The following is a 13,847-nucleotide window of genomic DNA, read 5'->3' on the forward strand; positions in this document are numbered from 1 at the left end:
TCACAGGTAACAGAAAGAGGATGGGGAAAGTCTCCACCCTCTTTACCTGATGACATAAAGGAATGGAATATGGGAAAAAGATTAGTTGATCAGAGAAATCGATTTGGCATTCGTAAACTCTCAGTAGGCGTCTGCTCGGTAGTCGTAGCGACTTGTTTTTTGGGAGTGACTACCAGTTACGCAGAGGAACAAGCTGAGAATAGTGAACCACGTGAAGAACGGGTTGAAACGAGCAATGCAGGAGATCAAGGAAAGGAGGAGAAAACTGTGAACGAGCACCAAGAAGAATCAGAACAGTCCTCACCAGCTATTAGTGAGAAAGAAAATCGCGCAGTTAGCCAAGGGACAGAAGCAAGCCAACCAGCCACTTCTCTAAATGAGGAGCCTGAGATTGCGGATTATGGACCACTTCCAAGCAAGGCTCAGATGCAATATCACCGCGAAGAGCTAGCAGCTTTCATCCACTTTGGGATGAATACTTACTACGATCGTGAGTGGGGAGATGGGCAAGAAGACCCTTATTATTTCTATCCAGAGCATCTAGATACCGATCAGTGGATCAAAACCCTGAAAGAAGCGGGCTTCAAACGAACCATCATGGTCGTCAAGCACCACGATGGCTTCCTCTTGTACCCTTCTAAATACACTGACCATACCATTGCTAAAAGTGGTTGGAAGGAAGGAAAAGGCGATATCCTAGCCGAGGTTTCTGCTTCTGCCAGCAAGTATGACATGGATATGGGGGTCTACCTCTCGCCTTGGGATGCTCACAGCCCGCTCTACCATGTGGATACAGAGGACCAATACAACGAATACTATCTCAACCAGCTCAAAGAAATCCTTGAAGATCCAAAATATGGAAACAAGGGCAAGTTCGTAGAAGTCTGGATGGATGGAGCGCGGGGCGATGGGGCTCAAAAAGTCACCTATACCTTCGACAAGTGGTTTGATGCCATTCGTAAGGCCCAAGGGGACATTGCCATCTTCTCAGCTGAGCCCACCAATGTTCGTTGGATCGGAAATGAAAAGGGAATCGCTGGAGATCCAGTTTGGCATAAGGTCAATCCAGATAAGATCCGCAACAATCCATCCAATAGTTACCTCAATCACGGGGATCCAGAAGGGAAGCAATACTCAGTGGGAGAAGCCGATGTCTCTATTCGCTCCGGCTGGTTCTACCATGACAATCAAGAGCCTAAGTCCTTGCGCGAATTGATGGACATTTACTTCAAATCGGTCGGCCGTGGAACTCCACTCTTGCTCAATATTCCACCCAACCAAGACGGAAAATTTGCGGATGCCGATGTGGCCCGTTTGAAAGAATTCCGTCAGACCTTGGACCAACTCTACAGTGTGAACTATGCGGCAGGAGCTTTGGTAGAAGCTGACTCGACACGACGCAATCCGCTCTACAAGGCCAGCCATTTGACAGATGGTGATGAAAAGACCAGTTGGGCACCTGCAGATGATGCCAAGACCGGCTCTTTTGTTCTCGATCTTGGAAAAGAACAGCATTTTGATGTGGTAGAGCTTAAAGAAACCATCGAGAAAGGCCAACGGATTTCTGGCTTCACCATTGATGTGGCAGTGAATGGCCAATGGGTTCCATATGGTGCTGGCTCAACCGTAGGATACCGCCGATTGATCAAAGGGCAACCAGTTGATAGTCGCTATATCCGGGTGTCCATCACCGATGCCCAAGCTACTCCAATCTTGAACGGAGTCTCTGTCTATAAGACGCCAGCTAGCATTGAAGAAACCGATGGCTATCCGCTTGGTTTGACTTATCATTCTGACCGGACAGCAGAGCGGGCCAATGGCCAATGGAATGAAGAGGGAGAAGGCGTTCGAGGCACCTCTATGTGGACCAAAGAAAAGGGAGCTTCGGTGACCTATCAGTTTGAAGGCACTAAGGCCTATGTGATCGCAACTGTCGACCCTGGTCATGGGGAAATGGATGTCTATGTCGATGGCCAAAAGCTAGCGACCATCAATACCCAAAGCCCAAGCCGCAAACGTAGCCAAAAGGTCTATGAAACACCGGATTTGACAGCAGGATCTCACACCTTGACCTTGGTCAATAGCAAGGGAGATGCGATCGCAACGGAAGGGATTTATGCTCTCAATAACCAAGAAAAGGGTCTCTTTGAATTTGCTCAGCCAACCCTAGCTGTTAAGAAAGGCGACCCAGCGCAAGTCGTCGTCAAGAGAAAAGGTGGCTCTAAAGGAAGTGCCAGTCTCAAATTAATCACAGAACCAGGAACAGGGGTTCATGGCAAGGTCTACAAAGATACCAACGTCACCCTTGAGTTCGCAGATGGAGAGACGGAAAAAACAGTCCAAGTTCCAACCCTTGATTTTGCAGGAAAAGCGACCGACGTCTATGACTTTAAGGTCAAATTGCTCCATCCGGATCAAGGAAGTCTGGTCGGCTTTATTCCAGAACTGACAGTCCAAGTGATGAATGAAGACCAGTTGCCAGAAAATCGCAAAGAAGTGGATGACCAAGATCCGAAACTGCATTACAGTGAGGGTTGGCACCATGAGACGGACAACAAAGACTTTTCAAATGGCACAGAATCTTGGTCCAGCTTTAACCAAGTGACCGATGAGGAAGGCAAGAAACACATTGAAGTGACCATTACCTTTAAGGGCACGGGTGTGGAGGTTCGAGGAGTAGTCGACCCAAGTCATGGTCTTTACAGCGTCACCCTGGATGGAAAAGAAATAGCCTTCGAAGAAGGTCGTGGCTATGATTATGAAATCGAAGGCGATCATTATTTCAGTGGCTATGGAGATCAACGCAAGCTCGACCAGAGTTTGGTCAATCTGCAAGGTCTAGCAAAAGGTTATCACCAATTACGCTTGCACCTAGATCCAGCCCTCAATGACCCTCAGTCATCCAGAGCCATCCAGGTAGACCGATTTATCCTATCAGGGAAAGATAGCCAGTTGCTCAGTCAAGAAGAGCTACAACAGATCATCAGAGAAGGAGTAGAAAAGATCAAGGCTACTTCTCTCGATCGCTTGAAAGCAGATCTCAAACCGACGGTTCAAGGACAATTGACGGACTTGACTCAGTTGTTGGATCAAGAGCGGCCAGATTTGGTTGCTGCAGCTAATCAAGTCGAAGCCCTTGAAACCATCTTAGAAGATGCTCGCAATTATGAACCGCTGACGCAGACACGCCCAGACGAAGGTGTTCGGGATTTGATTCTTGAAAAACCAGAACTACTCATCGAAGCGGAGGAGATTCCATTTGAGAGTCAAACGCGTGAGAACAAGGACTTGGCCAAGGGCGAAAGCCGGATCCTTCAAGCAGGGAAGGTCGGACGCCGCTTGAAATTGATCGAGGTTCGACAAGAAGAAGGCAAAGAAATTCGGACAGAAGTCGATGCCTTTGTCGAAGTGGATGCCCAGGATCAGATTACGGAAGTCGGGACGAAGGAAGCGGAAAAAAGTCCGTTGATAGCTGATATGCCGACTCCAACCACTCCTGTCACCCCAAGTAAGATGCAACCAGAAGTTATGACTCTTTCTCAAGCTGAAGACAAAAAATAAAAAGGAAGACCTGTTCTCTTGCAACCGAAAACCCCAGAAGCAGTTTCTGTTTCGACTTCAGACCATCCGGAAAAAGAAGTGGTTAAAAGTCCTTCTCTACCATCGGAAGGAAAACTTCCTAAAACCGGTACAAAACAAAGTGGATTGTTTGCTTGGTTAGGTCTTCTTGGTCTAGGATTCTTGGGCGGAGGCGCGAAATTTGCTCGTCGCAAAGAGTAGCTCCTTCTTCGCATAAGAGGCTGGGACACAAGTCCTAGCCTCTCAATTATTTTTGGATTGTTGAGCAAGACGCAGTGGTTGAGTGGGCTCTACTACGCTGATTTCATCAGCTTTTACAGCCCTACTCAACTGTGCGGAGGTGGGACGACGAAATCGAATTCTAACGAATTACCGATTTCTGTCCCACTCTCTTTTATTTTTCTCCCTTCCTTAAGAGATTCCCATTTCCATAGAGTCTTTGCTTTATTTACAGCCGTAAAAATTGTATAATAGTCAAATAAGGTCAATGATGAGAAGGAACACTCCAAGGCCATTTTTTATGGGCCAAAGAACAGAGCATCCATCTAGAAAAAAACAAGCCAGAAAGGAGCATCATGGCAAATAAGAACACATCTGATAGCATCGAAGCTTATATTAAGGCCTTGCTGGCTCAAGCTGGCATGGCAGAGCTCAAAAGAAGTGAGTTAGCCGATGTCTTTCAGGTCGTACCTAGTCAGATTAACTATGTCATTAAGACTCGTTTTACCGAGAGCCGAGGCTATATTGTAGAGAGCAAGCGCGGTGGTGGTGGCTATATCCGCATTGGCAAGGTCCAGTTTTCAGATCACCATCAGATGCTCCAAGACTTGGCAGCCAATATTGGAGAGACCATCAGCCAGCAGGTCTTCCATGATATCCTCCAGATGCTCTATGAAGAAAAATTATTGACAAAACGTGAGGCTCAGCTCTTGCTTGCGACGACATCCGATGAGGTCCTAGGTCGAGATGCTCTCATCCTACGAGCAACGATGCTGAAAAAAATCATTCAACAAGTAGATAGAAAAGGAAATACCGACTAGATGAACTATTCAACAGCACTGTTAGAAAGTATAGAAGCGGCCCAAATACTAGCAGGCCACTATCAGGGGCATACCTTAGATACTTGGCATCTCCTGACGGCTATGGCCAATAATCCCTATAGCGTGGCAGGTTCTGTACTGAACGATTATCCTATGCAGATCGATGAGTTTCAGGATGCGGCGGAGCATATTACAGGCCAAGCTTTTCAAAGCGACAATCGGTATGAAATCTTCCCATTTTCTTATCGGATGGAAGCCATTATGAAGCACGCAAGAGAGATTGCCCAGGTCCTTCATGCCAAGACCTTGGGAACAGAGCATGTGCTCCTCTCTCTTCTAGCAGACCGTGGGACCTTGGCGAGCCAAGTCATGGAGTTTGCCGGCTTTGCCTTTACAGAGCAAGACAAGGGAGTTCCTATTGCCTCTCTTCGAAAGAATCTTGAGGACAAGGCAGGCTGGGACAAGAATGATATCAAAGCCATTCGGAGTCTCTATCGCGCCCAAAACCCTAACCGCCAAACCATGGGAAATATGATGGGCATGCCCCCAAGCACCAGTGGAGGTCTTGAAGATTATACCCGTGATTTGACAGAAATGGCGCGTGCAGGCCAGCTTGAGCCTGTGATTGGTCGGGATGCAGAGATTTCACGCATGATCCAAATCCTCAGCCGCAAGACGAAGAACAATCCTGTATTGGTGGGAGAAGCAGGGGTCGGAAAAACAGCCCTTGCCTTAGGTCTGGCCCAGCGTGTCGCTAGTGGCAATGTACCAGCTGAAATCGCGCAGATGCGTGTTCTGGAATTGGATCTCATGAATGTCGTTGCTGGGACGCGCTTCCGTGGGGACTTCGAAGAACGGATGAACAATATCATCCAGGACATCGAAGAAGACGGTCACGTGATTCTCTTTATCGATGAACTGCATACTATTATGGGGTCAGGATCCGGTATTGATTCGACCTTAGACGCAGCCAATATTCTAAAACCAGCCCTGGCACGGGGAACCTTGCGTACAGTTGGGGCAACGACCCAAGATGAGTACCAAAAGCATATTGAAAAAGATGCAGCCCTCTCTCGGCGTTTTGCGAAAGTCACCATTGAAGAGCCAAGTGTTGCAGATAGCATCCAAATTCTCCAAGGCTTGAAAGAAACCTACCAGGACCACCATCATGTGACCATTACTGATGAAGCGATCGAAACAGCTGTCAAATATGCCCATCGCTATTTGACCAGCCGTCAATTGCCAGATTCAGCCATTGATCTCTTGGATGAAGCGGCAGCTACTGTACAAAACCGCGATTCCAACGGTCACGTAAAAGAAGAGTTGACCGCCTTAGACCGGGCCTTGATGGACGGCAAGTGGAAGAAAGCAGCCCAGCTCTTAGAAGTAGAGGCCGCTCCCATTGTCTACAAAAAAGAAGTCACTGACCAAGATGTCTTGGTGACCTTGAGCCAATTATCCGGTATTCCAACTCAAAAACTGACCCAAACCGATGCCAAGAAGTACCTAAACTTAGAAGCAGAATTGCACAAGCGCGTGATTGGTCAAGACCAAGCCGTTTCGAGTATCAGTCGGGCTATTCGACGCAATCAATCGGGGATCCGTAGCAACAAGCGTCCGATCGGTTCTTTCATGTTCCTAGGACCTACCGGTGTCGGAAAAACAGAGTTAGCCAAAGCTTTGGCGGAAGTTCTGTTTGATGATGAATCGGCCCTCATCCGTTTTGATATGAGTGAGTACATGGAAAAATTCGCGGCCAGTCGCCTCAACGGAGCTCCTCCAGGCTATGTGGGCTACGAAGAAGGAGGCGAGTTGACCGAGAAAGTCCGCAACAAACCATATTCAGTTCTCTTATTTGATGAGGTGGAAAAAGCCCATCCAGATATTTTCAATGTCCTTTTGCAAGTCTTGGATGACGGAGTCTTAACCGATAGCAAAGGCCGGAAGATCGACTTCTCCAATACCATTATCATCATGACCTCAAACCTGGGAGCAACAGCCCTTCGGGATGATAAGACCGTTGGCTTTGGTGCTAAAGATATCCGCTTTGACCAAGCCAATATGGAAAAACGCATGTTTGAAGAGTTGAAGAAGACCTATCGTCCAGAGTTTATCAACCGGATTGATGAAAAGGTGGTCTTCCATAGTCTCTCCAGCGAGGATATGCAGCAGGTAGTGAAAGTCATGGTCAAACCGCTCATCGCGACCTTGGCCGAACAAGGCATGACCCTCAAATTCCAGCCTTCAGCGCTCAAGTTGCTAGCAACCAAAGGCTACGATCCAGAAATGGGAGCTCGCCCACTGCGTCGTGTCTTGCAGACCGAAGTGGAAGATCAACTAGCAGAGCTATTGCTGAAAGGGCAAGCCCAAGAAGGGCAAACCATCAAGGTTGGAACAACAGCCGGAACGATCAAGTTTGAGATTGTCTAGGAGGATGTCATGACGCTTCAGCGATTAACTCGTATTTCGCTTTTGGCGGCCCTTTGTGTCGCTCTACGTCAGGCTTTTGCCCCTTTTCCAAATGTCCAACCTATTTCTGCCATCTTTTTTCTCTTGGTGATATTTGAAGGGTATAGCTTTGCTTTTCTTGTGATGATGATCACTATGTTTGTCTCCGCCTTTTTCCTGGGGATGAGCCTGATTGTGTTCTTTCAGATTGTCGCCTTTGGCTGTTTGATGCTCATTTGGCGCATCAGTTACAAGTGGTTGCCCCATGTCCTTCAGATCCTTTTTGTGGGCCTACTGTCCTTTGCTTATGGGATCTTGATCGATAGTGTTTATGCCTTGATATACCATATTCCTTGGTGGACCTATGCTTTGGTCAATGGTTTTAGTTTTAACCTTGCCCATGCTCTGTCGACGATCATTTTCTATCCCATTATCTATCAAATCTTTAGGAGATTTTATGTTGAAAAAACCCATTTCTAGCTTGATGACCTTACTTGCAGCTCTTCTTTTAGCGAGTTGCGCTCCGTCTCATAGCACAAACAATCAAACAAGTGCTTCTAGCACAGAAGTTGCCAAGAAAAACGAAATTTCGATTACGATTAGCGTGACGCCAGAAGGTCAAAAAGCGCAATCGAAAACCTTGAAAGTAGCAGAAGAGAGCAACCTCATGAAAGTGCTCAAAGCCAACTACAAGATTGAAGAAAAAAATGGCATGATCACCTCGATTGACGGTCACAGCCAAGATGAAGCAAAAGGTCTTTACTGGATGTACAAGATCAATGGCGAAATGGCTCCAAAAGGTGCTGCTGAAACCACCGTTAAAAAAGGGGACAAGATCGAATTCTATCAAGAAGTGTATAAATAAGAAAAGCTGGACAGTATGTCCGGCTTTTTTTTGCAAAGTTTAGGAACTTACCTAAAATTTCTTTCAAATTAGAAAAATATTTGAGAAACTATTGACAGCCTCATATAACAGTGTTACAATAATGTTACAAAATATTACAAATGTTACAAAAAAGAGGTTCTGTTATGAAAAACAAAAAAATCATTTCCCTAGCAGCGCTAGCTCTTACAGCTAGTTTTTTCCTAGGAGCTTGTGGCGGGAATAAAGAAGAAAAAACTTCAGAAGCAAGCAGTTCAAAGACCAGTCTGGTTAAACAAACCAGCTCTTCTTCTAAGAAAAAAGTGATCACTAGTAAAGATCCGATTGCCTCTTCATCCTCTGATAGCAAATCAGAAGAAAGTCATACTGTTGGTAGCAAAAATAACCAAGCAGCAGCTAGTCAAACACCTGCTCCAGCTAAAGAAGCGACACCAGCAGCACCCGTAACAAAAGAAACAAAAGAAGTAGCCACTCCAGCAACACCAGCGAAAGCAAAATTGCCAAGTCTAGAAGACGGCCATGCCCAGGCTAAGAAGCAAGCTTCTGCTACGGAGAATGCCCAATACAAGGGAGTCTATTCTGTAGCAGCAGGAGATTTCTCTGCTGCAGCTGGGAATTGGTCTGACAAACGCGACACTGGAGTCACTATTGGCCAAGGTGGTCAAGTGACCATCCAACTTCCTGGGGGTCAACCCGTAGCCTATGGGATCAGCGCTTATAACTATACCTTGGATGATGGTCATTACCATGCTAATCTCTCAGCAGGCGATGGGTCTGCAGCGACTCTAGATATCGTAGTTGGAAAAGATGGTTCTGTGTCTAGTGTGACGGTTCTTAAAGACGGTGTCAGTCACTCCCTCACTCGTGAATAAAATTCGAAAGATCTGAAAGGAGAAGCATCTCTTTTCAGATCTTTTTTTGTTGATTTGAATAAAAATATATTTTTTTATAAAAAACTATTGACAGATAGAAAATATAGTTTATAATAAAAACATAAAGAAAATCTATTTATAAAAAATTATAAAAAGGAGCTTATATGAAAAAAGAAAGAATTGCCCTGGTTTTTGGAACCTTTGCGCCTCTTCATCAAGGGCATATTGACCTGATCCAGCGGGCCAAGCGTCAGTGTGATCGCGTTCGTGTCATTGTATCTGGTTATGAAGGGGACCGTGGTGAAGAAGTGGGACTGACCTTACAAAAACGCTTCCGTTATATCCGCGAAGCCTTCTCAAATGATGAGTTGACCCAAGTCTATAAGTTAGATGAGACAGAACTTCCTCGTTATCCCTTGGGCTGGGAGCCTTGGTTACAGACAGCCCTAAACACCATCCAGTATCAAACAGAGACAGAAGAGTTGATCTTTTATGTAGGGGAGAAAGCCTACAAGGAAGAGTTGGAAGCTAGAGGGTTTGAAGTTCACTTAGAAGAGCGTCGCTTCGGGATCTCTGCTACCATGATCCGGGAAAATCCCAGCAAATACTGGAAATACATTGCCCAGCCCTTCCGTCGCCAGTTCACGAAAAAAGTCTTGATCATGGGGAGCGCCAGCAACGGGAAAACGACCCTTGCAAAGGACTTGGCTCGCTTTTACGATGCACCTGTTAGTCTTGAGTATGCCCGTGAATACCAGATCAAGAACAATGTGCGGGATGATGAACTCACGCCAAAAGATTACTATTACCTACTCTTAGGACAGTATGATCAAACCTCTAAGCTCATCGATAGTAGTGCCAATCGAGGCCTTGTCATCGCAGATACCAATTCCCTGGTGACCAAGGGTTATTACGACTACTATATGGAAGTCGAAGGCCAAGATACCAGCATGACCGATACCTTCGACAACCTCTTTGTCAGTATTCTGTCCAAAGAAAAATGGGATTTGATCCTCTTTGTACAGCCGATCGGCTCTTATGTCAATGATGGTTTCCGAGATATGACCATGGCTGACGAAGAGATCCGCACCAGCTTTTCAAATTACCTAGACCAATTGCGCCAGCAATACCTAGGAAACATTCCGACCACTTTCCTCGCATCAGACTACCTCGGCAACTACGAAGAAGCCAAGAAGGTGATCGATGCCATTTACCAAGCCGACTAAGGAGCAGCTTATGAAAAATCTATCTGAAAAATTCGCAACTTTTAGCCAAGACTTTAAAAATGTTCACCAAGAAGCGAAAAAGCAAGGCTTTGTCAATATTATGAAACTTCTATGGAAGGACCTTTTTGTAGGACGCACAGCCTTTCAATGGATCTATCTCCTTCTTCTTTCCAGCGTTCCCTTCTTCTTAGAATGGACCAATCGTACAGGTCAGCATGATTGGCTGGGACTGTTTGCCTCTTGGACGGGCATTGTCTGTGTTATCCTGGTTGCCGAAGGGCGTGCTAGTAACTACCTCTTTGGAGCAGTGAATTCCGCGATCTACCTCGTTTTAGCCCTCAATAAAAACTTCTACGGAGAAGTTCTGACAACTCTTTATTTCTTCATCATGCAACCGATCGGCCTTTATGTTTGGCTCTCTAATCGGATCAATGATCAAGGTAAGGTCGAAGAATCTCACTTTGAAGCCAAGAAATTGAACTTGATTGAGTGGATGCGCTACTTGGCCTTGTGTGCTGTGATTTGGATCGGTATGGGTTTTGCGTATCAGAGCATCCATAGCGCTCGCCCTTTCCGTGATAGTATCACCGATGCGACCAATGGGGTTGGCCAGCTCCTAATGACCCGCCTATACCGGGAGCAATGGATCTTCTGGATTGCAACCAACGTCTTTAGTATCTATCTCTGGTGGGATCAGAGTCTTCACATTCAAGGGATGTACTGGGTTTACACGCTCAATAGTTTAGTGGGCTGGTACCAATGGACCAAAGCCCTCAAGAAGGAGGTGGCTTAGATGGCAAGTCTCTCAATTCCAGCAGGAATGACGGAGAAAGAGTATTTTGAGACGGTCGCTAGTGAAGCAGACTTTCTCAAGTGGTACAAGGAGCAAGATCTGCCAACTTATGAAACTCCAAGTGTCACAGCGGACATGGTGGCTTACTGTTTTGTTGATGGACAGCTCAAGCTCTTAGCCATTCGCCGCAAGGCCCACCCTTATCAACACCGCCTCGCCTTGGTGGGGGGCTTTGTGAACAAGGATGAAGATGCGACTCATGCCTGTATCCGAGAAGTCAAAGAAGAAGTCGGGCTCGATCTGCCAGTGAATAAGGTGGAACAGCTCATGACAGTTTCCACCCCTGGGCGGGACCCCAGAGGCTGGGTCATTACCATCGCTCATCTGGTCTATCTGCCAGCAGAAGCAGTAGACTTAGCCCATGCAGGTGACGATGCCAAGGAAGTCATTTTTCTCGATGTCGATTTCAAAAAATCCCAGTGTTTGCTTGATGGAGAACCCTTAGCTGCTTCTGATTTTGCCTTTGACCACTACCAGATTATTCAAGAATCGATCAAGCGGATTCAGGGGCGTCTGGATTGGAATCCAACCTTCCTCTATCTGTTAGAGGAGCCTTTCACCGTTTATGAAGCAACCGAATTGGTCAATCTGATCAATCCTGGACGTCCCATCGTTAGCAATAACTTCCTCGTAAAATTCGGAGAATTCGTGGAAGAAGTGGGTGTCAAGCGAGTACCTAAGAAAAAACCACGCAAGACCTATCGCCTAAAACAGTAAATCGAGCAGGGTTCTTTCAGGAAATCTCTCCAGTTACTATTAGTAGCTGGAGGGATTTTTTTGTTCTAGTAAGAAATATTTAAAAATATGTCAAAAATAGTTGACATTTTATGTTCATAATACTATACTATAGTCAAATATATACGACATTCATTTAATAGGAGGAAACATGAACCATGTGAAAGAATTCCGCAAGGAATTGGGCATGTCTCAACTCGAACTTGCTAAGGATATCGGTGTCTCGAGGCAAACCATCAATATGATTGAAAACGACAAGTACAATCCGACTCTGGAACTCTGTCTCAATCTCGCTCGTAGCCTCCAAACGGACCTCAACAGTCTTTTTTGGGAAGATGATTTTTAACAAAAGGAGAAAAAAATGGAAAAAGAAACCTTTACTGAAAAACTGATTAAACGCACATATGGCATTTCTGGACCACTTGATGAACACAAACGACGCGAGGCGGATCGCATTGGAAATAAAGTCTTTATGGTCCTCTTTTACCTGATGATATTTGGCAATCTTATTCCCTTTATCCTTGCTTATAAATATCCCCAAGTTGTCGCTTTTGGTTATCCAATCATTATCTTTCTGGTTTCTATGGTTTGTGCTATCTATGTTAGCACTCAAACTAAAAAAACAGGTATTACTGCTATCGATCCTGATATGTTGAGCCAAAAAGAAAGCAAACAGCTACGCTATCCTGGCATTAAAGCTGGTCTGCTCTATGGAGTTTTGATGTTCTTTGGAATACCACTTCTCAATGTCTTAACGGATAATAGCAAAAACTTTTTCACCTCTCTTTTCAATCTAGGTCATTTTATATCAATCCTTTTCGCAGCTTTCTTCTTCGGATTGGTGATGCAAATTATCGTCTGGCTTCGCATTCGAAAAGCCAAGGAAGATCAGGACGACGATTAGGAGGAAGCTTATGAAATCATTACAAACTTTAATTTTCAGTCATATTTTAGTTAGCATCTTTGTTACCTTTTTCCTAGTCTATGGCCAAGTTACGCGTCCTTTTCTGATCATTTTCCTTTTAGTTCTTCCAGTCTTGAATAAGGGACAAAGATTTCAGAAAATCACATCAAAAAAAATACGCTTCTTGAACGCATCTCTCTGCTTTATCCTCGTATCTCTCCCACAACTGATAACGAATTCTATGGATTGGAGATATCTCCTATTTCTAACCATCTGTATTATTTTTAGTCTCATTTATATCTATACTCTCTATCAACTCTTTAAAGAAGGCAAACAATGTTTTTAAGAGGTCACTACCATGAAAAAAGAAAACAGGACAACTGAATTATTTTGAACTTTCTTTCAGGAATCACGAAGGTTATTAATATGATTCTCTTAGCACTATACAGTGATAGGGAAATTCTAATTATCTAGAATCATAGTCCTGACGTAAACCACTTGTTTGATGAGTGGTTATGATTGATTTTCAATACTCAGCTCTGGTGCAAAGTGGTATAATAAAAAATAATTGAAATCAAAAGAGACAAGACTATGGAAGAAAAAATAATTTTACCACAAAATACACGACTGATGGGGGCTCTGCTTGGTTTTATCGGAGGAGGCCTCGATGTCTTTTGCCACATGCACTACCGGAGTTTGGTCGCGACTCAAACTGGGAACCTCCTGCTTCTCATCGCTGATTGGCACGATCCCCGTGTCGAAAATACCATCATGCGTTTTTCATCTATTTTGTTTTTCTCGATCGGCTTTGTGGTTGCTCTCCATATCAAAGAGTATCGCAAGACAGCCTTTTGGCGGACCAAGATGTTGATTCCTTTGTTTGTGGTGACGCTTCTGATTCCCTTGGTGTCTGTCATACCACCTGTAGAAGTTCCCTTTATTGCTTTTGGAACAGGGATGATGATGTTGACCTTTACAGGAAGCTTGATTGAAAACCACCCTTATGTGATCTTTATGACTTCTGGTAATTACCGCAAGATGCTGACGGCCTTGTACCGAATCACTCGAGGAAAGGGAGATTTGGACGAGTATCGGCGTCAGGCTATGAATTACGGAATCGTTGTTGGAAGCTTTGTTGCAGGAGCGATTAGTGTAGCCATCCTCATGTATTTCATTCACCAATGGGCCATCTGGCTGATCACAGCCAACCTCTTTTTGATCATGACTTACTACACCGCCAGAGTCAAACAACTCGGCCTGCAAACAGATAATCTATAAAAAGAGGCTGGGACAAAAGTCCTAGCCTC

General features: G+C 45.1%; 14 protein-coding genes. All 14 read left to right on the forward strand.

The window, feature by feature from the left end:
* Positions 1–69 precede the first annotated feature (69 nt).
* The 14 genes from HMPREF2704_RS07615 to HMPREF2704_RS07675 all read left to right on the forward strand — a co-directional run bounded on the left by HMPREF2704_RS07615 (position 70) and on the right by HMPREF2704_RS07675 (position 13,818).
* Entirely contained in the window at positions 70–3,561 is a 3,492-nt protein-coding gene (locus HMPREF2704_RS07615) for an alpha-L-fucosidase (protein WP_256318471.1), read from the forward strand.
* 18 nt (positions 3,562–3,579) lie between these two features.
* Entirely contained in the window at positions 3,580–3,780 is a 201-nt protein-coding gene (locus HMPREF2704_RS11560) for an LPXTG cell wall anchor domain-containing protein (protein ID WP_256318478.1), read from the forward strand.
* A gap of 374 nt (positions 3,781–4,154) precedes the next feature.
* On the forward strand, positions 4,155–4,619 hold the full coding sequence (locus tag HMPREF2704_RS07620) for a CtsR family transcriptional regulator (protein ID WP_049485776.1): 465 nt from the start codon (positions 4,155–4,157) through the stop codon (positions 4,617–4,619).
* Entirely contained in the window at positions 4,620–7,049 is a 2,430-nt protein-coding gene (locus HMPREF2704_RS07625; protein WP_049485777.1) for an ATP-dependent Clp protease ATP-binding subunit, read from the forward strand. It begins immediately after the preceding gene.
* 9 nt (positions 7,050–7,058) lie between these two features.
* Positions 7,059–7,547, forward strand: coding sequence for an ECF transporter S component (locus tag HMPREF2704_RS07630; protein ID WP_070846142.1), 489 nt, complete (start codon positions 7,059–7,061; stop codon positions 7,545–7,547).
* Positions 7,525–7,932: a DUF4430 domain-containing protein gene (locus HMPREF2704_RS07635; protein WP_070846144.1), complete on the forward strand. Its 408-nt coding sequence runs from the start codon at positions 7,525–7,527 to the stop codon at positions 7,930–7,932. Before HMPREF2704_RS07630 ends, HMPREF2704_RS07635 begins: the two co-directional genes overlap by 23 nt.
* Positions 7,933–8,096: 164 nt before the next feature.
* Positions 8,097–8,822 carry a hypothetical protein gene (locus tag HMPREF2704_RS07640; protein WP_070846145.1) on the forward strand — a complete coding sequence of 242 codons (726 nt, stop codon included), beginning with the start codon at positions 8,097–8,099 and terminating at the stop codon, positions 8,820–8,822.
* Positions 8,823–8,986: 164 nt separating this feature from the next.
* A complete protein-coding gene (locus tag HMPREF2704_RS07645) occupies positions 8,987–10,048 on the forward strand; it encodes an AAA family ATPase (protein ID WP_003009019.1) in 1,062 nt (353 codons plus the stop codon).
* A 10-nt stretch (positions 10,049–10,058) separates the two neighbouring features.
* Positions 10,059–10,841 (forward strand): nicotinamide riboside transporter PnuC, encoded by a 783-nt coding sequence (pnuC, locus tag HMPREF2704_RS07650; protein ID WP_049474199.1) that lies wholly within the window; start codon positions 10,059–10,061, stop codon positions 10,839–10,841.
* Positions 10,842–11,618 (forward strand): NUDIX domain-containing protein, encoded by a 777-nt coding sequence (locus HMPREF2704_RS07655; protein WP_049482770.1) that lies wholly within the window; start codon positions 10,842–10,844, stop codon positions 11,616–11,618.
* A gap of 169 nt (positions 11,619–11,787) precedes the next feature.
* A complete protein-coding gene (locus HMPREF2704_RS07660; protein WP_049482768.1) occupies positions 11,788–11,982 on the forward strand; it encodes a helix-turn-helix transcriptional regulator in 195 nt (64 codons plus the stop codon).
* Between the two features lie 15 nt (positions 11,983–11,997).
* Entirely contained in the window at positions 11,998–12,540 is a 543-nt protein-coding gene (locus HMPREF2704_RS07665) for a DUF6773 family protein (RefSeq protein WP_049482766.1), read from the forward strand.
* Between the two features lie 10 nt (positions 12,541–12,550).
* Positions 12,551–12,886, forward strand: a complete 336-nt coding sequence (locus HMPREF2704_RS11565) for a hypothetical protein (protein WP_045759986.1) — start codon at positions 12,551–12,553, stop codon at positions 12,884–12,886.
* A gap of 245 nt (positions 12,887–13,131) precedes the next feature.
* Entirely contained in the window at positions 13,132–13,818 is a 687-nt protein-coding gene (locus tag HMPREF2704_RS07675; RefSeq protein WP_070675802.1) for a YoaK family protein, read from the forward strand.
* Positions 13,819–13,847: the final 29 nt, after the last annotated feature.

Origin of the sequence: Streptococcus sp. HMSC076C09, assembly GCF_001837905.1 — a bacterium.
GTDB classification, from domain to species: Bacteria; Bacillota; Bacilli; order Lactobacillales; family Streptococcaceae; genus Streptococcus; species Streptococcus parasanguinis_I.